The sequence below is a fragment of the Pseudoduganella sp. R-43 genome, assembly GCF_049913255.1.
GTDB lineage: Bacteria > Pseudomonadota > Gammaproteobacteria > Burkholderiales > Burkholderiaceae_D > Rugamonas.
The window spans coordinates 317661-339514 of sequence record NZ_CP183988.1 but is presented as its reverse complement, the minus strand read 5'-3'; the positions used below and the strand labels follow the sequence as shown (position 1 = coordinate 339514).

At 64.5% G+C, this 21854-nt stretch carries 19 protein-coding genes and 1 riboswitch; of the genes, 9 read left to right on the top strand and 10 right to left on the bottom strand.

Translation table 11 applies throughout. The features are described from left to right. Positions 1-3: 3 nt before the first annotated feature. From ACN9M3_RS01560 to ACN9M3_RS01520, 9 genes are all read right to left on the bottom strand, one after another. On the bottom strand, positions 4-1215 hold the full coding sequence (locus ACN9M3_RS01560; RefSeq protein ID WP_426320107.1) for a cobalt-precorrin-5B (C(1))-methyltransferase: 1212 nt from the start codon (positions 1213-1215) through the stop codon (positions 4-6). Next, positions 1212-1892, bottom strand: a complete 681-nt coding sequence (locus tag ACN9M3_RS01555; RefSeq protein ID WP_426166905.1) for a precorrin-8X methylmutase — start codon at positions 1890-1892, stop codon at positions 1212-1214. Before ACN9M3_RS01555 ends, ACN9M3_RS01560 begins: the two co-directional genes overlap by 4 nt. Further along, positions 1889-2791: a sirohydrochlorin chelatase gene (locus ACN9M3_RS01550; protein WP_426320105.1), complete on the bottom strand. Its 903-nt coding sequence runs from the start codon at positions 2789-2791 to the stop codon at positions 1889-1891. Before ACN9M3_RS01550 ends, ACN9M3_RS01555 begins: the two co-directional genes overlap by 4 nt. Continuing rightward, positions 2788-3570 carry a precorrin-4 C(11)-methyltransferase gene (cobM, locus tag ACN9M3_RS01545; RefSeq protein WP_426320103.1) on the bottom strand — a complete coding sequence of 261 codons (783 nt, stop codon included), beginning with the start codon at positions 3568-3570 and terminating at the stop codon, positions 2788-2790. The genes ACN9M3_RS01550 and cobM overlap by 4 nt, the downstream gene beginning before the upstream one ends. Beyond that, positions 3567-4430 carry an energy-coupling factor ABC transporter ATP-binding protein gene (locus tag ACN9M3_RS01540; RefSeq protein ID WP_426320101.1) on the bottom strand — a complete coding sequence of 288 codons (864 nt, stop codon included), beginning with the start codon at positions 4428-4430 and terminating at the stop codon, positions 3567-3569. Before ACN9M3_RS01540 ends, cobM begins: the two co-directional genes overlap by 4 nt. Further along, positions 4427-5161: a cobalt ECF transporter T component CbiQ gene (cbiQ, locus tag ACN9M3_RS01535; protein WP_426320099.1), complete on the bottom strand. Its 735-nt coding sequence runs from the start codon at positions 5159-5161 to the stop codon at positions 4427-4429. The genes ACN9M3_RS01540 and cbiQ overlap by 4 nt, the downstream gene beginning before the upstream one ends. Then, positions 5151-5504 carry an energy-coupling factor ABC transporter substrate-binding protein gene (locus tag ACN9M3_RS01530; protein ID WP_426166895.1) on the bottom strand — a complete coding sequence of 118 codons (354 nt, stop codon included), beginning with the start codon at positions 5502-5504 and terminating at the stop codon, positions 5151-5153. Before ACN9M3_RS01530 ends, cbiQ begins: the two co-directional genes overlap by 11 nt. Then, complete coding sequence (locus tag ACN9M3_RS01525; protein ID WP_426320097.1) at positions 5501-6181, bottom strand: energy-coupling factor ABC transporter permease; 681 nt, start codon at positions 6179-6181, stop codon at positions 5501-5503. The genes ACN9M3_RS01530 and ACN9M3_RS01525 overlap by 4 nt, the downstream gene beginning before the upstream one ends. 125 nt (positions 6182-6306) lie before the next feature. Then, positions 6307-6511: riboswitch (cobalamin riboswitch) on the bottom strand. A gap of 2 nt (positions 6512-6513) precedes the next feature. After that, the gene (locus ACN9M3_RS01520) at positions 6514-7383 is read right to left on the bottom strand and encodes a LysR family transcriptional regulator (RefSeq protein WP_426166891.1); all 870 of its coding nucleotides are present in this window, start codon (positions 7381-7383) and stop codon (positions 6514-6516) included. A gap of 88 nt (positions 7384-7471) precedes the next feature. Between ACN9M3_RS01520 and ACN9M3_RS01515 the strand changes: the two genes are divergently transcribed. The 3 genes from ACN9M3_RS01515 to ACN9M3_RS01505 all read left to right on the top strand — a co-directional run bounded on the left by ACN9M3_RS01515 (position 7472) and on the right by ACN9M3_RS01505 (position 11379). After that, a complete protein-coding gene (locus ACN9M3_RS01515; RefSeq protein WP_426320095.1) occupies positions 7472-8254 on the top strand; it encodes an enoyl-CoA hydratase-related protein in 783 nt (260 codons plus the stop codon). An 84-nt stretch (positions 8255-8338) separates the two neighbouring features. Next, positions 8339-9985, top strand: a complete 1647-nt coding sequence (locus tag ACN9M3_RS01510; protein WP_426320093.1) for a DUF1800 domain-containing protein — start codon at positions 8339-8341, stop codon at positions 9983-9985. A gap of 11 nt (positions 9986-9996) precedes the next feature. Continuing rightward, entirely contained in the window at positions 9997-11379 is a 1383-nt protein-coding gene (locus tag ACN9M3_RS01505) for a DUF1501 domain-containing protein (protein WP_426166885.1), read from the top strand. A gap of 24 nt (positions 11380-11403) precedes the next feature. On the opposite strand, the gene ACN9M3_RS01500 is transcribed toward ACN9M3_RS01505, so the two are convergent. Then, positions 11404-12864: an efflux transporter outer membrane subunit gene (locus tag ACN9M3_RS01500; RefSeq protein ID WP_426320091.1), complete on the bottom strand. Its 1461-nt coding sequence runs from the start codon at positions 12862-12864 to the stop codon at positions 11404-11406. 89 nt (positions 12865-12953) lie between these two features. Here ACN9M3_RS01500 and ACN9M3_RS01495 point away from each other — a divergent pair, with 89 nt between their 5' ends. The 6 genes from ACN9M3_RS01495 to ACN9M3_RS01470 all read left to right on the top strand — a co-directional run bounded on the left by ACN9M3_RS01495 (position 12954) and on the right by ACN9M3_RS01470 (position 21849). Beyond that, positions 12954-13571 carry a TetR/AcrR family transcriptional regulator gene (locus tag ACN9M3_RS01495; protein ID WP_426320089.1) on the top strand — a complete coding sequence of 206 codons (618 nt, stop codon included), beginning with the start codon at positions 12954-12956 and terminating at the stop codon, positions 13569-13571. 80 nt (positions 13572-13651) lie between these two features. After that, positions 13652-14770 carry an efflux RND transporter periplasmic adaptor subunit gene (locus tag ACN9M3_RS01490; protein WP_426320087.1) on the top strand — a complete coding sequence of 373 codons (1119 nt, stop codon included), beginning with the start codon at positions 13652-13654 and terminating at the stop codon, positions 14768-14770. Beyond that, a complete protein-coding gene (locus ACN9M3_RS01485) occupies positions 14767-17880 on the top strand; it encodes an efflux RND transporter permease subunit (RefSeq protein ID WP_426320085.1) in 3114 nt (1037 codons plus the stop codon). The genes ACN9M3_RS01490 and ACN9M3_RS01485 overlap by 4 nt, the downstream gene beginning before the upstream one ends. Before the next feature lie 22 nt (positions 17881-17902). After that, the gene (locus ACN9M3_RS01480; protein WP_426320083.1) at positions 17903-19225 is read left to right on the top strand and encodes an OmpP1/FadL family transporter; all 1323 of its coding nucleotides are present in this window, start codon (positions 17903-17905) and stop codon (positions 19223-19225) included. An 18-nt stretch (positions 19226-19243) separates the two neighbouring features. After that, positions 19244-20050 carry an oxidoreductase gene (locus ACN9M3_RS01475; RefSeq protein WP_426166873.1) on the top strand — a complete coding sequence of 269 codons (807 nt, stop codon included), beginning with the start codon at positions 19244-19246 and terminating at the stop codon, positions 20048-20050. Positions 20051-20142: 92 nt separating this feature from the next. Continuing rightward, entirely contained in the window at positions 20143-21849 is a 1707-nt protein-coding gene (locus tag ACN9M3_RS01470; RefSeq protein ID WP_426320081.1) for a vWA domain-containing protein, read from the top strand. Positions 21850-21854: the final 5 nt, after the last annotated feature.

Here is a 21854-nt window from a genome sequence, read left to right as displayed (position 1 = left end):
GGTCTATTCGGGAATTGGCTCGGGGTCGATATCGAGGATGTGGTCAATGCCGATGCGCCTTGCGTCGGACGGGCGTTCTTGCGGGAGCGCAGGCGCCGACCAGACGTCGGCGACCTGGTTGCCGCTGAAATCGCACACCAGCACCCGCAGCTGGAATGCGCGGCCATAGCGCTCGGGCGCGGTCAGGGTATCGATGGCGGCTTGGGCCAGCGCATGGTGGAAGGCGTCGCCCAGGCCGCGTTCAACCATCAGTTCGGCGCCAAAGCGCGCTGTTTCGGCTGCTGCAATGGCGGCGCAGTCCTCGGGTGGGGCGCCGATGCGGCGCGCGATCTCCGCCACCAGGTCGGTATCGACCTCGCTGCGGTTGGCGTGGGTGATGGTTTCGCCCTGCGCGATCTTGGTCAGCTTGCCCACCATGACCGCGAGCACCACGAGGCCAATGCGCTGCGAGGCGGCTTCGTCCAGCGCATAGCGCAGGAAGTCTCCCATCTGGACGAAGCAAGCGGACGGCAGCTCGGGGCGTTCGGCGCGCAGCGTGGCGATGGCAAAGGTCTCCGTGCGGCCGCCGGTGGTCAGCGCAACCACTTCGTGGCCGGTGGTCGCCGCCACTTGCACGCCCTGCACCACGCTGGCACGCCAGGCCGCCGTCGAATACGGCCTGACGATGCCCGTGGTGCCCAGGATGCTGATGCCGCCCAGGATGCCCAGGCGCGCGTTGGTGGTCTTCTTGGCCATCACCTGTCCATCCGGCACGCTGATGGTGACTTCGATGCCATGCTCCTGCAGCAGGGCGGGTGCGGCTTCGCGCAGGTTATCGGCGATGTTACGACGCGGTACGGGGTTGATCGCCGGACCGCCTACCTCCAGCCCGAGGCCGGGCATGGTTACCGTTCCAACGCCGTCGCCGGCCACGTACAGCACGTCGCCGGCGCGGCCGGGCAGCAGGCGCAGGTCGACCGTCAAGTGGGCGCCGTCGGTGCAATCGGGGTCGTCGCCTGCAAATTTGACCACCATGGCGTGTGCGGACTGCGCGCTGCAGCCGCCGTCGTGCACGGCAAAGCGCACCCGACTACCATTCGGCAGCAGGCTTTCGATTTCCTCCGGCACCTGGCCCGTCGCCAGCCCAAGCACCGCTGCGCGCGCCGCTGCGGCAGCACAGGCACCGGTCGTGAAACCGGTGCGCGTACCGCGTTCGGCCGCTGCCTTTTCCTTCATGCCTGCCCTGCCTTCTGCTTTGCCTCGGCCAGGGCCAGCAGGGCATGGAGGGCTGCGACCACCAGCGTCGAGCCTCCCTTGCGGCCGCGGATGACGATCCACGGCACCTCGGCCACTTCCGCCATCAAGTCTTTGGATTCGGCGGCGGAGACAAAGCCAACCGGCATGCCAACCACCAGCGCAGGGCGCACGCCTTCTTCGCGAATCAGGCGCACCAGCTCGATCAGCGCGGTCGGCGCATTGCCGATGCCAACGATGGCGCCCTCCAGCAGGCCAAGCCGGTGCGCCTTGCGCATGGCTTGTACGGCGCGCGTTGTGTCTTCGACTTTGGCGGTTTCGATAACGTCGGCATCGCTGATGAACTGGTGCGTCTTCATGCCGAAGTGGGCGAGGCGCGGTTGCGACAGGCCGGAGCAGATCATTTCAACGTCGGCAACGACAGGCGTCGAGCCGGCCAGCATGGCGGCGATGCCGGCCCGCACTGCTGCCGGATGGAAGTCGGTCAGGCCGTTGAAGTCGAAGTCCGCGTTGGCGTGGATCATGCGCCGTACGATTGGCCATTGCGATTCGGTATAGGTATGTGAGCCGACTTCAGCGTCGATGATGGCGAAGCTGTCATGCTCGATCACCTGGCCAGCGCGGGTCAGTTGTTCGGTGACGGTGTTGATGGTGCTCATGCTGGCTGCGCCTCTGCGTGATCGTGTGTGTGCGCATGGGAGTGGCCGTGGCCATGGTCATGTGCGATCTCGCGGTAGGTACAGCCGTCGCAAGGCAGGCGGCTATCCGGCACGCCAGCGCGCAAGTCTTCCACGCGCTGGTCCATCAGCTCGAAAATCTCGGCCTCGAAGCCGAAATGCTCGGTGCAGGCGAAGCGCACTTGCGGATACTGGCCGCGCAGGTGTTCAACCTGGCGGTGGATGCGCTGCATCAGCGTGCCGGTGTAAAGGTAGTATGGCAGCACCACGACCTGGCGCACGCCCAGCGTGAACTGGCGCTGCACGACCTTTTCCAGGCGCGGCCAGGTGATGCCGGTGAAAGCCAGGTCCACCAGTTCGTGATCGCCCTCTTCCAGCAGCCAGCGCGCCATCTTGGCCATCTCGCCGTTGGCGCCGCGGTCGGAAGAGCCGCGGCCCAGCAGCACGACGCCGGTGGTGGTCGGATCGGGCATGTCGAGCGTGCCCATGGCCCTGCGCAGACGGCGCTTGAGGATGGCCAGTACCGGGTCGCAGGCGGTCAGGTGCGGCGCCAGCAGGAATTCCGTTTGCGGACGGGCGATGCGCGCACCCTCGATGGCCTCTGGGATCTCCATCTTGACATGGCCGGCTGCATTCAAGATCAGCGGCACTACCAGCACGCGGCGCGAACTGGCAGCAACCTCCAGCAAGCTGGCATTCAGCTCGGGGGGAGCGAACTCGATAAAGCACAATTCGATGCGCCAGCCCGGCCGGCGTGCGCGCCACATGTCCACGAATTCACGGATTTCCTGGTTGCCCGACTCTTCGCGGGAGCCATGGCCGACGACGAGGATGGTATCGCTCGCTGCTGCAATCGCTGGCATCATGATGGATTGGTTCATGCGCTGGCCTTTCTGAAACGGTGGGTAAAGGTTGGGTCGTACAATTTGGAGCGCACCAGGGTTTCCCAGTGCAAGGCGCACAGCGTGGGGCTGGCCACGATCATGGCCTGGCTGGCTACGCCGGCTTCCCGGCAGCGCTGCTTGATGTCGGCCAGCGTCCCGCGCAGGATCTTCTCCTCGCCGGGCCAACTGGCTTTGTGCACGACCAGCATGGGCGAGTCCTCCGGCCAGCCCGCCGCACGCAGGGCCGCCTCGACCTTGTACATCAGGGTGATCGACAGGAAGATGCACAGCGTGGTGCGGTGTGAGGCCAGGCTGGCCAGGTCTTCGCCATCCGGCATTGGGGTGCGGCCTTCGACGCGGGTGAAAATCACGCTTTGCGTCACCTCGGGCAAGGTCATGGATTCTCCGGCGGCTGCCATCGAAGCCATGGCGGACGAAACGCCCGGGACCACTGCCCATTCAATGCCTTCGGCGGCAAGCGGGCGCGCCATTTCAATCAGGGCGCCGTACAGGCCGGGATCGCCGGTCTGCAGCCTTACTACGGTGCTGTGGGCCCGAGTTTGCTCGATCAGCCAGGCCGTCATCTCTTCCAGCGTCATGTCTTTCGAATCGCGGATAACGCAGCCAGGCGGCGCGTAGAGCGTTGCGGCGCGGTCCACCAGCGAGCCGGCAAACAGCACGGCGCCAGCTTGTGCCAGCAGCTTTTGTCCCTTGACGGTGATCAGTTCGGGGTCGCCGGGACCGGCGCCGACAAACCAGACTTTGCCAGCTGTCATATCAGTATTTCTCCTTGGTGTTCGTCGACAGGCTGGGCGCGCAGCGCGGTCAGCACGGCCTCCACGCTTCGCGGTGCGGCGCCGGCGGGAAGCAAGCCGCGTTTGGCCAGCTCGGCATGTAATGCCAATGCCTGGGGCAAGCGTTGGCCGGCAGCGCGCAGCGCCTCCTGGCGCGAGGCCAGCTCCTGGGTGGGAACCGATGCAATGCAGAGGCCAGCAGCCATCATGTGGATGTCGTCGGCCCAGCGATAGGCAAAGTCGACGTCGTGGGTGGATAGGACGATCGTCACGCCGCGCGCGGCGAGGCGGTCCAGCAATGTCTCGAGTTCCATCTGCATCGGCGAGTCCAGGCCCGCCATCGGTTCGTCCAGCAGCAGGACTTCGGGCTGCATGGCCAGCACGCCGGCAATGCAGACGCGCTTCTTCTGGCCGAAGCTCAGGTGGTGCACGGGACGGCGCGCAAAGCCGGCCAGGCCTACGGCATCGAGCGCATCCGCGGCGCGAGTGCGTACCGTGGCGTCGTCGAGGCCGAGGTTCAGCGGCCCAAACGCCACATCCTCCTCGACCAGTGCCGAGATTAGCTGGCGGTCAGGATTCTGGAACACAAGGCCGACCCGGCTGCGCAACGAGGCCAGCCCACTGCGGCTGTAGTCGTACTCGTTGCCGTGCCAGCGCAAGCGGCCCACGGTGGGGCGCAGCAAAGCGTTCAGGTGCAGCAGGAGCGTGGTCTTGCCGGCGCCGTTCGCGCCGAGCAGCGCGTGACGGCGTCCGCGCCCAAGCGACAACGTGCAGCCGCGCAGGCCTGGGCTGCCGTCGGCAAACGCGTGCTCCACTGCTTCGAGTTCGATCAAAGGCGTCATAGCCTGTCACGCAGGGAAAATGCCAGCAGCAGCACGCTCGCCAGCAAGGATAGGGCAAGCTGGCGTCGCGCATGCGGGAAGGAGGTCGGCAAGTGGCGCAGGCTGCCCTCGAAGGCGCGCGCATCGGCCGCCATTTGCAGTGCCGACGCGCGCTGCCATACCTGTAGTGCCATCTGGCCCGTCAGCAACCCTATCGACCGCCAGTGTTGGCGCCAGCCGCCATGTCCCAGGCGCGCAGCTTGCGCGGTACTGCCTTCGTCCCATGCCTGGCGCAGCACGAACAGCATGCGGTAGCACAGCGCCATCAGGTCCAGCAGCAGTTCGGGTACGCGCAGGCGGCGCAGCAACATCAACAGGTCCGGCATCGGCGTGGTCAGCACCAGCCCGAGTACGGCGGCCAGCGCGGCGATCGAGCGCAGGGCAATGTACCCGACTGCCGGCGAGAGCCCAGGCGCCCACCGCCAGCCGCCCCCGCCGTCAGGCGTGACCAGCATTGTCAGGCAGGACAGCAAAAGGAAGCCGACCGGCGCTACCGCTACGGCAAAGTAGGTCCGGATTGGCACGCGCGCCCCGGCCAGCGTGGCGAACATGGAGAGCAGCGCGAGCACGGCCAGCGTGTCAAGGCTGCGGGCGAGCCAGGCGGCAGCGATGCCGGCCAGCGCGAACAGGCCCTTCGCGCCTGGAGCGACGGCCTGCCAGCGCGAGGCGTAGGCTGCGGCGTCAATCCGCATGGGAATCCTGCTCCGGCACCGAATCCCCCTGTGCGCAACGTTGTTCGCGCTCGCGCGCCATCGATGTGCCGAGCCAGAAACCGATCACGCCCGCGCCGATCGCAGCTTGCAGCGCGAACAGCAGCGACGCGATCTCTCCGCTCGGCGGTTCGAACAGCGGTGCAAACCAGGGTTTGTAGTGTGGTGCGATGATGCCAATCGCCTGTTGCGCGCGCGAATCCGCTCCGCTGAATGCTGCTGGCGCCGCGCCGCCCGGCTCCGCCGGCGGCATGTCTGCAAACCACAGCGGCAAAACGGTCAACAGGATGATGGCCGCCCAGATCAAGCCAGTACGCGCCTTCATGCCGACTTCTCCTTCACATGCGCCATCACCGGCAGCAGGCGCAGCTCGTGCGCATTGAAGCGCGCCATCGCATTCACCACCAGTACGGTCAGCAAGCCTTCGCTGATAGCGATCGGCAGTTGTGTCAACGCGAAGATACCGGCGAACTTGGCGAACGAAGCGCTGATACCACCGATCGGATCAGGAAAGGCCCAGGCCAGCTGTGCAGAAGTGGTCAGGTAAGTTGCCAGGTCGCCGATACAGGCGGCCGCGAACACCGCGACCGCGCGCGATAGCCCGAGGGCCGCCGTGGAGCGGAATACGCCATAGGAAACGAAGGGCCCGACGATCGCCATGGAGAACACGTTCGCGCCCAGCGTGGTCAAGCCGCCGTGGGCCAGCAGCAAGGCCTGGAACAGCAGCACGACAAAGCCGACCGGCACCATCGCCGCAGGACCGAACAGCAGCGCGCCAAGCCCGACGCCGGTCGGATGCGAACAGCTTCCCGTCACGGACGGCAGCTTCAGCGCAGACAGGAGGAAAGCGAAGGCCGAAGCAACGCCAAGCAGCATGCGCCGCTCGGGGTGCGCCTGCAAGCCGCGCGCCATGCTGCGCAGGCCCCAGGCCAGGAAAGGAGCGGATACGGCTGCCCAGCCAAGCGCATGCGCGGGCGGCAGGAAACCTTCCATGATGTGCATTCGAAACCTCCCGTCGAATGGTCTATGGGAGCACCTTCATGGGAGAATCGGGAGACGGTCGACAGGGGGCAGGCGGGCAAGACGCAGGAAGCCGGTCGACAGCGGCTTCCCTTCACCCCGGAGAACAGTGCTGGCAGTATCGGGCCGGTATTCTGGCTCGCCTTCATCCTCGTCCGGGCCTTCCCGCGCGTTGCGCAGTGGCGTATTTCCGGATTCGTCAGGCTTACAGCAGCGGGGGCTGCACCGGAGTGGCCGCACATGGCAGCGTCACCGGTTTCCCGTTTAACGCGCATCCAGGACAGGACGCGCGCACCCAATTGCCGAATAGTACATTAAAGGTCTCTTGCGTGGCAAACGCCTGTGATCTCGGTCAGGAAGGCTGCCATTGCCTGTACGCGCAGGCTCGCTTTCAGGTCGCGGTGATAGACCAGCCACAGGTCGCGCGATACTGGCGTGGCCAGTCGCCCCATTCGCTGGAGCGCCGGCTCTGCATCACCGATGAAACATGGCAGCATGGCGGCGCCCACGCCGGAGCGGGCGGCGGCGATCTGCGTGGGCAGGCTGTTGCACGCCAGGACTGGCGGTTTGCCGTCGAATGCAGTGCGCAGTGCGGCTGCCATCGGCAGGCCATCCCAGGCGCCGTCCCAGCTTATGTAGTCACCGCTGTCATGCGAAACAGCGGCTGCGCGGTAAAGGGCGAAATCGACCTTGCCGATACGCCTTGCGATGTAGTCGCCTGCTCCATCGTCCGGAGCGGCCATGCGCAGCGCCAGGTCGGCTTCGCGCCGCGACAGGTTGACCGCAGCCATGGCGATATCGAGCTCCACCCTTAGCGCCGGATGCAGCGTTCGCAATGCCGCCAGCCTGGGCGCGACCAGGAATTGCGCCAGCATTTCAGTAGTCGCCAGCCGCACCACGCCGGACACTGCGCGCTGCGCATCGCCCGGCGCAGCAGCGGCAGCCATGGCCTGCTCCACCTGCCCGGCGTGCGCCAGCAGTTCACTGCCGTCATCGGTCAGCGCATAGCCGCTTTGCTGGCGCAAGAACAGCTTTCGGCCAGTGCGGCGCTCCAGCGCGTCAACGTGGCGCGAGACCGTGGATGCGCTGGTGCCCAGTACCGCAGCAGCGCCGCTAAGGCCGCCGCTTCGTGCAACCGCGAGAAAGAACTTCAGCTCATTCCAGTCGAAGGCAAGGTTTTTCATTTTCGGAAAACTGTTTTCTGAACTCACAAAACTACGTCCAATTCTGGAAACCTATACTAACCTTAATCTCAACTCCCGGAGCCAAGCCATGACTGTCCTGTATGGAGAATCCGCCGGCATCGCCGTCATTGCATTGAATCGCCCCGATGCGCTGAATGCGCTCGACCTGCCGACCTTGCAGCGACTGGAAGAAATGCTGGACATGGCGGCCGCCAGTTCCGCAGCCGGCGCCGTGATACTTACCGGCACCGGCTCCAAAGCCTTCTCCGCCGGCGCCGACATCAAGTACCTGAGCCAGGCTACCCCGCTGGAAGTACGCGAATTCGCAAGGCTTGCGGTCCACATCACGCACCGCATCGAGAATCTTGGCAAGGTCGTGGTGGCGGCCCTGAACGGACACGCCTTGGGCGGCGGGCTGGAACTTGCCGAAGCATGCATGATCCGCATCGCAGCCAGCCATGCAAAACTCGGTCATCCTGAAGTGCGCATCGGCGCTGTTGCTGGCTTTGGCGGCACTACCCGCCTTGCGCGCCTGGTGGGGAAAGGCCGCGCAGCGGAAATGCTGCTGCGCGGCCGCATCATCGATGCTGAAGAAGCCCTGCGAATCGGCCTTGTGCAGCAGGTGGCCAGTCCCGACGCGGTGATGGATGCAGCGCGCGCCATCCTGTACGAGATCCTCGACCAGTCCCCGGACGCAGTGCGCCTGACATGGGAGGCCCTGCACCGTGGCTTGAACATGACGCTGGAAGAATCCGCAGGCTTGGGCGCCGACTATTTCGGGCTCGTCGCGGCAACGGAAAACTTCCGCATCGGCACAGAGGCTTTCATTAAAAAAGTCGCTCCCGACTACATTCGGCAAAGGGTTGAATAAAACCCACAAAACCTGCGCACGATAGGTTTTGCTCATCCATTTCTAGCTATACTGCCCCCTTAAGGAAATTTCCGAGGGGCAACAATGGACGACACAATCGAGAATAATGAGAGCTCGCTAAAGCTCTCTGCGACCCTGGCCGCGGCAACCTTGCTGACAGCGTGCGGAGGCGGGGGGAGCGAAAGCAAGGGCAGCGACGGAGGTACGACCTCGCCGGTGCCACCCCAGGTCGAATCGATTGCAGGCGCCCAGGCCGCACGTTTCCTCGCCCAGGCCTCCATGGGCGCAACGCATGATCAGATGACTCGGGTCCAGGCGCTCGGCTATAGCAAGTGGCTGGACGAGCAGATGTCGATGCCCACTTCGCAATCGCGTTGGGATTGGCTGATGGCGAAGGGCTTCAACGCCATCGAAAACAAGAACACCCAGGCCGGCATCGATGCGGCACTGTGGGTCAAGCTGATCACGTCCCCCGATACCCTGCGCCAGCGCGTGACGCTGGCCTTGTCCGAAATCGTCGTCGCCTCTCTGGATGGCTTCACCGGTGCCTGGCGTGCCTTCACCGGCGCCGCCTACATGGACATTTTGGAGGCCAATGCCTTCGGCAACTACCGCACCTTGCTGCAGCAGGTCACGCTGTCGACCTCGATGGGCGAATACCTGACCTATCGCGGCAACGCCAAGGCCAATCCGAAAACCGGCTCCATGCCGGACGAGAACTACGCCCGCGAGATCCTGCAGCTCTTCACCATCGGCCTGCTGAAGCTGAACCCGGACGGCACGGCGACCGAGCAGGAAACCTATACCCAAGCCGACATTTCCGGCCTGGCCCGTGTATTCACCGGCTGGGACTCCGACCTCGCCGGCGGTACCAGCGACACGCCGGATTACCGCAAGCGCCCGATGACCCAGGTTGGAACCAAATACGAGCCTGGCGAAAAAATCTTCCTCGGCACCACGATCGCCAGCGGCGTCGATGCGGCAACGGCCCTGAACAAGGCGCTCGACACGATTTTCGCGCATCCGAACGTGGCGCCTTTCGTATCGAAGCAGCTGATCCAGCGCCTGGTCACCAGCAATCCAGCGAAAGAGTACGTGGCGCGTGTCGCTGCTGTCTTCAACAACAACGGCAGCGGCGTCAAGGGCGACCTGAAAGCGGTCATCAAGGCCATCCTGCTGGACCAGGAAGCACGTTCCGCGGCCAATCTGACGAACGCCGGCTTCGGCAAGGTGCGCGAACCCATCCTGCGCTTTACCGCATGGGCGCGTGCCTACAACGCCACCTCGCCGAGCGAAGCCTGGGCCATTGGCAATACCAGTGAGCCCTCGTCCCGCCTGGGACAAAGCCCGCTGCGCTCGCCGAGCGTCTTCAATTTCTTCCGCCCCGGCTACGTGCCGCCGGCACTGGGCGTGGTCGCACCAGAATTCCAGATCGTGAACGAAACCAGCGTGGTCGGCTATGCCAACTACATGCAGACTGCCATCAGCAGGGGCATTGGCGACGTCAAGGCGGATTATTCGAGCCTGCTGCCGCTGGCCGACAACGTGCCTGCCCTGGTTGACGAGATCAATCTGGTGCTGGCGGCCGGCCAGTTGGGCGCAGACACCGTGACCCTGATCCGCAACGCTGTCACCAGCATGGCGACCGGCACCGACGCCGCGCGCGCCAACCGCGTCTATGCGGCGCTCACGCTGGTCATGGCATCCCCCGAATTCATCGTACAGAAGTAAAGGCCACCACCATGACTAATCAAGCTTCGCGCCGCGCCTTCCTCAAGCGCGCATCGGCACTCGGCGTAGCAGGCGTGGCGGCGCCCTGGGCCATCAACCTAATGTCGATCGCCGAGGCGGCGGCAGCTACTGCCAGCGACTACAAGGCACTGGTCTGCGTCTTCCTGTACGGCGGCAACGACTATGCGAACACGGTCATCCCCTACGACAGCACCAACTACACGCTGTACCAGGGACTGCGCCCGACCATCGCCTATGCCCGCGACGCCCTGACCGCGACCGCCCTGGCGCCATCCGTCCCCGTGATGGATTCGACTGGTGCAGCCCGCGAGTTCGCATTGGCGCCGGCGCTCGCGCCCCTGGTCCCGATTTTCAACAACGGCCAGCTTGGCGTCATGCTGAACGTCGGCCCGCTGGTCCAGCCGACCACGAAATTGCAATACCAGACCAAGTCCGTGCCGCTGCCGCCGAAACTGTTCTCGCATAACGACCAGCAATCGATCTGGCAGTCGTCCGCGCCCGAAGGCTCGCGTACCGGCTGGGGCGGCCGCCTGGGCGACCTGTTCGAGTCGGGCAATGGCAATGCCACCTTCACCTGCGTCAACGTATCGGGGAACGCGGTCTACATGGCCGGCAAGACGGCCGTGCAGTACCAGGTGTCGGCCAACGGCTCGATGCAGTTCAACGGCCTGAAGTCGCCGCTGTTTGGTTCGGCCACCGCCACCGAGGCCCTGCGCACCCTGATCACCCAGCCGCGCACGCACGCGCTGGAGAACGAATACAACCGCGTGACCCGCCGTTCGGTGGATGCCAACGCGGCGCTCACCTCGGCCCTGGCCACCGCGCCTGCACTGCAAACGGTATTCCCGGCATCGAATTCCCTGGGCGACCAGTTGAAGATGGTCGCGCGCATGATTTCCGCCAGCGGCAGCCTGGGTGCCAAGCGCCAGGTGTTCTTCGTCTCGATGGGCGGATTCGACACCCACGACAACCTGGCCACCGTCCACCCGGGCCTGATGGCCAAGCTGGGCGACGCCATGGCCGCTTTCTACCAGGCGACGGTGGAACTGGGCGTGTCCGACAAGGTGACGACGTTCACCGCCTCCGACTTCGGCCGCACGCTGGTCGCCAACAACGACGGCTCCGACCACGGCTGGGGCAGCATGCACTTCATGATGGGCGGCGCCGTCAAGGGCAAGCGCTTCTACGGCACTGCGCCGGTCGTCGCCAACAATGGCCCTGACGACGTCGGCCAGGGCCGCCTGCTGCCAAGCACCTCGGTCGACCAGTATGCGGCCACCATGGGTAAATGGCTGGGCGCCAGCGACAGCGAACTGCTCTCCCTGTTGCCCAACCTGTCCAACTACAGCACGCGCGACCTCGGCTTCCTCTAAGCCAGCCGAGGCGGCTGGCGCTGGCTAGCGCATTGCCATTGCTCCGGCATCGGCAGCCTGCCAGCCGCCGCCGAGTGCCCGGAAGGCAGCGACTGCAGCGCGTGCCGATTCCGTTTGCGCCTGCACCCGCGCATCGGAAGCGCGCAGCAGGTTTTCGTCCGCTTGCAGCACTTCGACCAGGCTGACGACGCCCTTCTGGTAGGCTGCGAACGACGCTTCGCGCGCCCGGCCGAGCGAGCTGACGCCTTGCTCCAGCACGGCCGCCTGCTCTTCGCGCTTGACCAGCGCCGAGAACGCGTTCTCGACATCCTCGCTCGCATGCAGCGCCGCCAACCGGTAGGCGGCCAGCATTTCCGCCTCCTGCCCCCTGGCTTGCGCGATCTGCGCATCGACCCGGGCGAAATCGAACAGGCGCCAGCTTAAGCCAAGTATGCCGGCAGCCTGGTTGGCGCCGCTGGTAAACAGGTTGCCGCCGGAGACCGAGGTGGCGCTGCCCAGCAGGCCGCTCAGGGAAAACTTGGGGTAATACTCGGCAATGGCGACACCGATGCGGGCATTGGAAGCGGCTAGCCGGCGCTCTGCCACGATCAGGTCGGGACGGCGGCGCAGCAGTTCGCGCGGCGAGCCGCTGGCGGCAATCTGCGGAGCCAGCGGGATGGCGCTCATTTCGGCCAGCTCGGCGTGATGGGTACCGGGTGGCGAAGCAAGCATCACGTCCAGCGCATTCAGGGCAGTTTCCAGGCCCGACTCCAGCACCGGGATGGATGCCTGCACCTGGGCCAGCGCGCCTTCGGCCTGCCTTAGTTGCAGTTCCGCCGCCAGGCCCTTGTCATATAAGAGCTTGATGGTCGCCACAAGATCCTGCTGCGTCTTTACTTGCTTGCGGGCGACATCAAGGCGCGCCTGCAAGCCGCGCACGGTGATGTAGATGTCGGCCGTTTGCGCCGCCACCGCCAGCCGTGCCGCCGCCGCGCCGGCTTCCGATGCCTGGTATTCGGCCAGCGCCGCCTCGCGGCCCTGGCGCAAGCCGCCAAACAGGTCGAGTTCCCAGTTCGCGCCGAGATTGACTTCATAGGAACTGCCATGGCGGTCAAAGCCGGGCGCCGAGTTGAGTATCTGCCCCTGAGGGGTTTCTACCGACTGGTAGGCCCGGGCGGCTTGCCCGCTGATGTTCCCGGAAGGCAGCAGGGCAGCATTGGCCGCGCCCAGGCCGGCGCGCGCTTGCGCGACGCGTGCGGAAGCCTGCGCGAGGTCGAGGTTTTGCTCGAGCGCCTGTGCCACGAAGCGGCTCAATAGTGGATCGCCAAAGCCGCTCCACCACTGCGCCAGGTCGGCAGTGGTGGCGGCCTGGCGCTGCTCAACAGCTGCCTGGCCGTGGAATTGCTGCGCCAGGGCGGGTTCCGGCCGGGCGTAATCGGGGCCGACGGCGCAGCCCGTTGACAGGGTGGCAACGACCAGCGCCGCCAGGGTTTGTTTATTTAACATCGGACATCCTTCGTCATGAGTTCATGGTGACCATAATACCAAATGGTCACAAGTTGTCCAATCTTTCTGTTTGGCTTAAACTTGAGCGCATGAAAAATCCACTCACCTCTCCAGCCCCGGCCCGGGGCCCGGCCGATCATGAAGTGCGCAACCAGATCGTTGCCGCAGCCGTTGAACATTTCAGCCACTACGGCTATGCGAAGACCACCGTGTCCGACCTGGCCAAGTCGATCGGCTTCTCAAAAGCGTATATCTACAAGTTCTTCGAGTCGAAGCAGGCCATCGGTGAAGTGATCTGCGCCAATTGCATGCAGCAGATCGAAACCGAGGTCAGCGCGGCAATTGCCGAAGCCAGTTCTTCGCCTGAAAAGTTGCGCCGTATGTTCAAGGCCTTTACTGAAGCCAGCCTTCGCCTGCTGTTCAATGAACGCAAGCTTTACGAAATTGCAGCGACAGCAGCAACGGATCGCTGGCAGGTCGTGCTTGACTATGAGGTGCGCATCCAGAAGCTGCTGCGCGAGGTGTTGCAGGAGGGCCGCCAGTCGGGCGACTTCGAGCGCAAGACTCCCTTGGATGAGACGGTGATGGCGATCTACCTGGTGATGCGCCCTTACCTCAACCCACTGCTGCTGCAACATAGCTTTGATTACACGGAAGATGCCCCGGCGCATCTGTCCAGCCTGGTGCTCAGGAGCCTGTCGCCATAAAAAAATAGTTTGTGACCATTGACTAAATTAGTCACCAGAACCATAATGAAAGTCCCGATCACTTTATCCATGGGACTTTCATGCGCCTGCTTCGCTCAACTCCATCCGCAGTCTTCGCTGCCGTGCTGCCGTTTGCGGTGGTGGCTTGCGGCGAAAAACATCCAACCGATCCCCGTACCGAGGCGCCGCTGGTGCGCGCCGCGGTCGTACAGGGGGTAGCCCCCCTTTCCCGCTCCTACACCGGCGTTGTCGCCGCACGGGTGCAGAGCGACCTCGGCTTCCGCGTTCCCGGCAAGGTGCTGGAGCGCCTGGTCGACGTCGGCCAGACCGTCAAGCGCGGCCAGCCGTTGATGCGCATTGACCCGGTCGACCTGAAACTCGCAGCCCATGCTCAACAGGAAGCCGTCGCCGCCGCCCGCGCCAGGGCAAAACAGGCGTCCGACGATGAAGCCCGCTACCGCGACCTGCGCCCAAGCGGTGCAGTTTCCGCTTCCGCCTACGACCAGGCCAAGGCCGCCGCTGATGCCGCCCGCGCCCAGCTCAGCGCAGCCGAGGCCCAGGCCGACGTCGCCCTGAACGCCAGCCGCTATACCGAGCTGGTGGCGGATGGCGACGGCGTCGTCACGGAAACGCTGGCCGAACCCGGCCAGGTGGTCAATGCCGGCCAGGTCGTAGTCCGCCTGGCCCATGCCGGCCGCCGCGAAGCGGTGATCCAGCTGCCGGAGACGGTGCGCCCTGCCGTTGGTTCCGCCGCCCAGGCAACCCTGTTTGGCAAGGATGGCGTGCGCGTTCCCGCCAAGCTGCGGCAGTTGTCGGATGCAGCGGACCGGCTCACCCGTACCTTCGAAGCACGCTATGTGCTGGAAGGCGAACTGGCCAACGCTCCCTTGGGCAGCACGGTAACCATCCAGGTGGCCGACGGCCAGCCGGCCGCCCAGGGCGGGTTGCAGGTGCCGATCGGCGCCCTGTTCGACGCAGGCAAGGGGCCAGGGGTCTGGATCATCGACGGCAACCCGGCCAAGGTCTCCTGGCGTCCCGTCTCGGTGCAGCGACTCGAAGACGACCGCGCCAGCATCGACGGCCAGGTCAAGCAAGGCGATCGGATCGTCGCGCTCGGCGCGCACCTGCTGCGCGAAGGCGCCAACGTGCGGGTGGATGCCCAGGGCGCCGGCGCCCCAACTGAAGGAGCCCGTCCGTGAAACCGAGCCGCTTCAACCTGTCGGCCCTCGCGGTACGCGAGCGCTCCATCACCCTGTTCCTGATTTGCCTGATCTCGCTGGCAGGGGTGATCTCGTTCTTCAAACTGGGCCGCGCCGAAGACCCGGCGTTCACGGTCAAGGTGATGACCATCGTCACCGCCTGGCCCGGCGCCACCGCGCAGGAAATGCAGGACCAGGTAGCGGAAAAGATTGAAAAGCGCTTGCAGGAACTGCGCTGGTACGACCGCAGCGAGACCTATACCCGGCCCGGCCTGGCTTTCACCACCCTGACCCTGCTCGACAGCACCCCGCCCTCGGAAGTGAAGGAAGAGTTCTACCAGGCGCGCAAGAAGGTCGGCGACGAGATCGGCAACCTGCCGCCTGGCGTGATCGGACCCATGGTCAATGACGAATACGCCGACGTCACCTTTGCCCTGTATGCGCTGAAGGCCAAGGGCGAGCAACAGCGCTTGCTGGTGCGCGACGCCGAATCTCTGCGCCAGCGCCTGTTGCACGTGCCGGGGGTGAAGAAGGTCAACATCGTCGGCGAGCAGCAGGAACGCATCTATATCGAGTTCTCCCATGAACGCCTGGCGACGCTCGGCATCGGCCCGCAGGAAGTATTCGCCGCGCTGAACAGCCAGAACGCATTGGCCGCTGCCGGCTCCGTGGAAACCAAGGGCCCGCAAGTGTTCATCCGCCTGGACGGCGCTTTCGACACGCTGCAGAAAATCCGCGAGACACCGGTGGTGGCCCAGGGCCGCACGCTGAAGCTGTCCGACATCGCCAAGGTTGAACGCGGCTATGAGGACCCATCCACCTTCATGATCCGCAATGGCGGCGAGCCTGCGCTCCTGCTGGGCATTGTCATGCGCGATGGCTGGAACGGCCTGGACCTGGGCAAGTCGCTGGACAGCGAAGTGGGCGCCATCAACGCCAGCCTGCCGCTGGGCATGAGCCTGGCCAAGGTGACCGACCAGGCAGTCAACATCAGCTCCTCGGTCGACGAATTCATGCTCAAGTTCTTCGCCGCCCTAGTGGTGGTGATGCTGGTGAGCTTCATCAGCATGGGCTGGCGCGTCGGCGTGGTGGTTGCCGCTGCCGTTCCGTTGACGCTGGCCATGGTCTTTATCGTCATGGCGGCAACCGGCAAGAACTTCGACCGCATTACCCTGGGTTCGCTGATCCTGGCATTGGGCCTGCTGGTGGACGACGCCATTATCGCCATCGAAATGATGGTGGTGAAGATGGAAGAAGGCTACGACCGCATCGCCGCGTCGGCCTACGCCTGGAGCCATACGGCCGCACCGATGCTGTCCGGTACCCTGGTGACGGCCGTCGGCTTCATGCCGAACGGTTTTGCCCGTTCGAGCGCCGGTGAATACACCAGCAATATGTTCTGGATTGTCGGCATCGCCCTGATCGCGTCCTGGGTGGTGGCGGTGGTATTCACCCCGTATATGGGCGTCAAGCTGCTGCCCGATTTCAAAAAGGTCGAGGGTGGCCACGAAGCCATCTACGACACCCCGCGCTATAACCGCTTCCGCGAGCTGCTGGGGCGCGTCATCGCCCGCAAGTGGCTGGTGGCCGGCTCGGTCGTGGGCCTGTTCATGCTGTCGGTATTGGGCATGGCGGTAGTCAAAAAGCAGTTCTTCCCGATCTCGGACCGCCCGGAAGTACTGGTCGAGGTGCAAATGCCTTATGGCACGTCGATCAACCAGACCAGCGCTGCTACCGCGAAGGTTGAAGCATGGCTGGCCGGACAAAAGGAAGCAAAGATCGTCACGGCCTACATCGGCCAGGGCGCGCCGCGTTTCTACCTGGCCATGGGACCGGAATTGCCCGATCCGTCGTTTGCCAAGATCGTGGTCCGCACCGACAGCCAGGAAGAGCGGGATGCGTTGAAACAGCGCTTGCGCGAAGCTGTCGGCGGCGGCCTGGCATCCGAAGCGCGCGTACGCGTCACCCAGCTTGTCTTTGGCCCGTATTCGCCATTCCCGGTTGCCTACCGCGTCAGCGGTCCCCCGGAAAAGCTGCGCAGCATTGCGGCGGACGTGCGCCAGCTCATGGAGAACAGCCCGATGATGCGGACCGTGAATGCCGACTGGGGCACCCGTGCGCCAACGCTGCATTTCACGTTGCAGCAAGACCGGCTGCAGGCAGTAGGCCTGTCCTCCAACGCGGTGGCGCAGCAACTGCAGTTCCTGCTGAACGGCGTACCGGTGACTGCCGTGCGTGAAGATATCCGCACCGTACAGGTGGTGGCGCGCGCTGCTGGCGACATCCGCCTCGATCCAGCCCGGATCGGCGACTTTACGCTGGCCGGCGCCAACGGACAGCGCATCCCGCTGTCGCAAGTGGGCAAGATCGAAGTGCGGATGGAAGAACCCATCGAACGCCGCCGCGACCGCATGCCGACCATCACCGTGCGCGGCGACATCGCCGACAACCTGCAGCCGCCGGACGTTTCGGCAGCCATCACCAAGCAACTGCAGCCGCTGATCGCCAAGCTGCCGACTGGTTATGCCATCGAGGAAGCAGGCTCCATCGAGGAATCGGGCAAGGCGACCAAGGCCATGCTGCCGCTGTTCCCGATCATGCTGGCGATCACCCTGCTGATCATCATCTTCCAGGTGCGTTCGATTTCGGCAATGGTGATGGTGTTCCTGACCAGTCCCCTGGGCCTGATCGGCGTGGTGCCGACCCTGATCCTGTTCCGGCAGCCTTTCGGCATCAATGCCCTGGTCGGCCTGATCGCCCTCTCCGGCATCCTGATGCGCAACACCCTGATCCTGATCGGCCAGATCCACCATAACAAGGAAGCAGGCATGGATCCGTTCAAAGCGGTGGTCGAAGCGACCGTGCAACGCGCGCGCCCGGTGATCCTGACAGCGCTGGCGGCGATCTTCGCCTTCATGCCGCTGACGCACTCGGTGTTCTGGGGCACGCTGGCCTACACGCTGATCGGCGGCACCCTTGCCGGCACCGTCCTGACCCTGGTGTTCCTGCCTGCGATGTACTCGATCTGGTTCAAGATCCGGCCCGGCGACACGCAGCCAGCGGTGCACGCGGGCGAAGCGGCGGGACCGCAACTGATGACCGGTAGTTGAATTCATAAAAGAGGAGAAGTTGATGTCGAAGCATAAGTATTCGAAGTCCCTGCTGGCTGCGGCAGCAGGCATGCTGCTGGCGGGCCAGAGCCACGGCGCCGCATTTGAACTCAAGGAGAAAAGCGCAAAGGCACAGGGCCGGGCAACCGCAGGCTCGATCAGTGCCCCGGGGGACGCATCGGCCATCGCAGAGAATCCCGCCGCGATGCGCGGCCTGGATGGCAGGGTTTTCCAGGCCGACCTGACCACGGTCGACTACTCGGTCAAGTTCAACGGCGACGGCGAGGATGCGCTCGGCCGGCCTCTATCGGGCGGTAATGGCGGCAACGCGGGAGCGACCAAGCCGATTCCAGCCATGTACTTCCACACGCCATTGGGCGAGCGCGCCCACCTCGGCCTGTCGCTGACGGCGCCGTTCGGCTTCACCACCGACTACGACGCGCAATGGAAGGGCCGTTACCAGGGGCAGAAGACCGAACTGAAAGCGGTCAACCTCGGCCTCGCCCTGTCGTATGACCTGAACGAGCAGCTGTCGCTTGGCGGTTCGCTTTTCTTCGAGCGCGCGCAAGCGACGTTGACGTCCGCGCTCGACTTCGGCGCGATCATGGCTGCCGCACGCGTGCCCGGCTACGCTCCCACCAGTGCCGACGGGCGCATCGCACTCGATGGAAGCGACAATGCCTTCGGCTTCACGCTCGGCCTGCTGTATAGCCCGACCAGGCAAACCCACATCGGTGCAGCCTACCGCTCCGGCGTCAACCATAAGCTGAGCGATGCATCGATCACGTTTGACGTGCCGCAAGGGCCTAAGGCGATACTCGCGGCCACGCGCCCCGGCTGGTTCACTGACACCAACGCCTCGACCGAACTGCGCATGCCTTCGTCCTGGACAGTCAGTGTGACGCACCAGCTCAACGAACGCTGGTCCGTCATGGCCGACGTGCACCGAACCAAATGGAGCAGGTTCAAGGACGTCGTGCTGGACTTCGACTCGCCGCAGGCAACGCAGGCGATCTCCTTCGACTATCGCAACACCCTGTTCGGCGCGCTGGGCGCCGAATACACGCTCAATCCGGACCTGACCCTGCGCGCAGGCGTGGCTTACGACCAGACGCCGGTCCGTGCCGCTTCCCGCGACGTCCGAGTGCCGGACGTCGATCGCAAGTGGCTATCCCTCGGCGCCACCTGGCGTGCCAGCCAGAGCGTCGAATGGAGCGCCAGCTACACCCACCTGTTCCTCGACGATGCGGCTGTCGCCATGCGTTCGCCGACCGGCAGCACCTTGCATGGCAACTACAAGCTGGCGAGCGATATCTTCGCTGTCTCGCTGGCTTATCGCTTCTGAACCCCCTGGAGAAAAAGCATGAAGGATTCGCCGATTGTATTGATTACCGGAGTCTCGTCCGGCATCGGGCGCACCGCAGCGGAGAAGTTTGCCGATCAGGGATGCCGCGTCTTTGGCACCGTGCGCAGCATCGCCAAAACGTCGCCCCTGTCGGGCGTTGAACTGCTTGAAATCGATATCCGCGATGACGCGTCCGTGGAACTTGGCGTCCAGGCGGTCATCGAGCGCGCGGGCCGCATTGATATCCTGGTCAACAACGCAGGCATGAATATGGTCGGCGCGGTGGAAGAAACATCGGTCACCGAGGCCGCCGCCCTGTTCGACACCAATGTGTTCGGCGTGCTGCGCATGGTACGTGCGGTGCTTCCGCATATGCGCAAGCAGCGCCGTGGCCGGATCGTGAATGTCAGCTCCGTGCTTGGCTTCCTGCCGGCACCGTACATGGGACTGTATTCGGCCTCGAAGCACGCGGTCGAAGGCCTGTCCGAAACCTTGGACCATGAGGTGCGCCAGTTCGGTATCCGCGTCACCCTCGTCCAGCCCTCGTACACGAAGACCAACCTGGACGCCAACTCGCCCCAGGCCGCCCTGCGGATCGGCGATTATGACCATGAGCGCGATACTGCGGCCCGCTCCGTCGTCAACAGCATCAACAGCGCTCCCGGCCCCGATAGTGTCGCGAACACGATAGTGGAAGCGGCGCTCGGGACGTGGCGTATGCGCCGCACGCCAGCAGGACAAGCCTCGCTGTTGAGCAAATTGCGCCGCTTCATGCCGGCTGGCCCGGTTGATGCCAGCCTGCGCAAATCGCTGGGCTTGGCGTGACGCCCGCGTTGGCTACAAAATGTAACCTTGGTTGCGCAAGACGCTCCTTTTTGGGATGTTAGCAGGACAACAATTCCAAAAGGACGTCCACCATGAAGAAGACCATACCCTTTGCGCCGGTCTTGGCAGCAGGCATGCTCACGCTTGCTGCCTGCAGTACGCCGCAGCCGACCCAGGCGCCGCAGCATGTCGCCGAAGCTGCAATGCCGGCACCAGTGCCGGCCGCCGTACCGCCAGCACCCGTCGCGCCAGCGGCAAAGGCCGATCTGCGAGGCTCGGTGAAGCCCGCCCCGGTGTTGGCTTACTCTCCTGGTGTGCCAGCGCCAATGCCGCACATCGCGCCCATGCCGCAATCGGCAGACAAATTCCCCGACAAGGACGGCAACAAGTCCGTGCTGGTGAGCGAACAGCCTGTGTCCACCTTCAGCGTGGATGTCGACACTGCCTCCTACGCCTTCGTCCGCCGTATGCTGTCCGACGGCCGCGTGCCGCCGCAGCAAGCCGTGCGCGTCGAGGAAATGGTCAACTACTTCCCCTACAACTACGCTACTCCCACCAATGCCAGCCAGCCGTTTGCAGTTACGACGGAGGTGATGCCGAGCCCATGGCAGCAGGGAAACCAGCTTGTCCACATCGCGCTCAAAGGTTATGACATCAAGGCCGCCGCCCGCCCGCGCGCCAACGTTGTGCTGCTGGTGGACATTTCCGGCTCGATGGGGCCACGTGACCGACTGCCGCTGTTGCAGCAAGGCTTCCGCCTGTTCGCAGAGCAGTTGCGCGATGACGATATGGTCTCCATCGTCACCTATGCCAACGGCACCGCCGTCGCCCTCGAGCCAACCAGCGGCAAGGACAAGCAGAAGATCATCGATGTGATCAACAACCTGCACGCGTCGGGCGGCACCGCCGGCGGCGATGGCCTGCAACGCGCCTACGCCCAGGCCGAGCGCAACTTCGACCCTAAGGCCGTGAACCGCGTGATCCTGGCCACCGATGGCGACTTCAATATCGGCATCACCGATCCCAGGCAGCTTGAGAAATTCATCGTCGACAAGCGCAAGTCCGGCGTCTACCTGTCGGTATTCGGTGTTGGCCTGGGCAACCTGAACGACGCCCTGATCCAGCGCCTGACACAGTCCGGCAACGGCAATGCCGCCTACATCGACACCCTGCTGGAAGCACGCAAGGCGCTGGCGCAGGAGCTGGGTTCGACCATGTTCCCGATCGCGAACGACGTGAAGGTGCAAGTCGAATTCAACCCGTCGCAAGTCGCGGCTTATCGCCTGGTCGGCTATGAGACCCGCATGCTGAACCGGCAGGACTTCAAGGATGACAAGGTCGACGCCGGCGACATGGGCGCCGGCCACACCGTCACCGCCATCTACGAAATCACGCCAGCCGCCAACGCAGGCAAGCTGGTTGATCCGCTGCGTTACGAGCAGCCGGGCAAAAAGAAAGCCACGGAATCAGGCAAATCCGATGAGCTGTGCTTTGTGACGGTGCGCTACAAGCTGCCCGGCCAGTCCGCCAGCAAGCAGGTCGAGCATGCGGTGCGTGCCGGCAGCGCACGCGATTCTCTCGACGCTGCGCCGGACGACCAGCGCTTTGCCGTCGCCGTTGCAGCTTTCGCCCAGCGCCTGCGTGGGGAGCAGCAGGTGGCCGACTTCAGCTACGGCGATATCGCCAGGCTGGCGGAAGGCGCACGCGGCGCCGACCGCGAAGGCTATCGCGCCGAATTCGTGAAAATGGTACGAATGGCGGAAGCCCTCGGCACGGTCGGCCCTGCTGCGCAACGCTGATGCAC

Excerpts from the sequence above, each read along its gene's own strand:
- ACN9M3_RS01560 (WP_426320107.1), bottom strand. The coding sequence starts at position 1,215 with ATGAAGGAAAAGGCAGCGGCCGAACGCGGTACGCGCACCGGTTTCACG.
- ACN9M3_RS01555 (WP_426166905.1), bottom strand. The coding sequence starts at position 1,892 with ATGAGCACCATCAACACCGTCACCGAACAACTGACCCGCGCTGGCCAG.
- ACN9M3_RS01550 (WP_426320105.1), bottom strand. The coding sequence starts at position 2,791 with ATGAACCAATCCATCATGATGCCAGCGATTGCAGCAGCGAGCGATACC.
- cobM (WP_426320103.1), bottom strand. The coding sequence starts at position 3,570 with ATGACAGCTGGCAAAGTCTGGTTTGTCGGCGCCGGTCCCGGCGACCCC.
- ACN9M3_RS01540 (WP_426320101.1), bottom strand. The coding sequence starts at position 4,430 with ATGACGCCTTTGATCGAACTCGAAGCAGTGGAGCACGCGTTTGCCGAC.
- cbiQ (WP_426320099.1), bottom strand. The coding sequence starts at position 5,161 with ATGCGGATTGACGCCGCAGCCTACGCCTCGCGCTGGCAGGCCGTCGCT.
- ACN9M3_RS01530 (WP_426166895.1), bottom strand. The coding sequence starts at position 5,504 with ATGAAGGCGCGTACTGGCTTGATCTGGGCGGCCATCATCCTGTTGACC.
- ACN9M3_RS01525 (WP_426320097.1), bottom strand. The coding sequence starts at position 6,181 with ATGCACATCATGGAAGGTTTCCTGCCGCCCGCGCATGCGCTTGGCTGG.
- ACN9M3_RS01520 (WP_426166891.1), bottom strand. The coding sequence starts at position 7,383 with ATGAAAAACCTTGCCTTCGACTGGAATGAGCTGAAGTTCTTTCTCGCG.
- ACN9M3_RS01515 (WP_426320095.1), top strand. The coding sequence starts at position 7,472 with ATGACTGTCCTGTATGGAGAATCCGCCGGCATCGCCGTCATTGCATTG.
- ACN9M3_RS01510 (WP_426320093.1), top strand. The coding sequence starts at position 8,339 with ATGGACGACACAATCGAGAATAATGAGAGCTCGCTAAAGCTCTCTGCG.
- ACN9M3_RS01505 (WP_426166885.1), top strand. The coding sequence starts at position 9,997 with ATGACTAATCAAGCTTCGCGCCGCGCCTTCCTCAAGCGCGCATCGGCA.
- ACN9M3_RS01500 (WP_426320091.1), bottom strand. The coding sequence starts at position 12,864 with ATGTTAAATAAACAAACCCTGGCGGCGCTGGTCGTTGCCACCCTGTCA.
- ACN9M3_RS01495 (WP_426320089.1), top strand. The coding sequence starts at position 12,954 with ATGAAAAATCCACTCACCTCTCCAGCCCCGGCCCGGGGCCCGGCCGAT.
- ACN9M3_RS01490 (WP_426320087.1), top strand. The coding sequence starts at position 13,652 with ATGCGCCTGCTTCGCTCAACTCCATCCGCAGTCTTCGCTGCCGTGCTG.
- ACN9M3_RS01480 (WP_426320083.1), top strand. The coding sequence starts at position 17,903 with ATGTCGAAGCATAAGTATTCGAAGTCCCTGCTGGCTGCGGCAGCAGGC.
- ACN9M3_RS01475 (WP_426166873.1), top strand. The coding sequence starts at position 19,244 with ATGAAGGATTCGCCGATTGTATTGATTACCGGAGTCTCGTCCGGCATC.
- ACN9M3_RS01470 (WP_426320081.1), top strand. The coding sequence starts at position 20,143 with ATGAAGAAGACCATACCCTTTGCGCCGGTCTTGGCAGCAGGCATGCTC.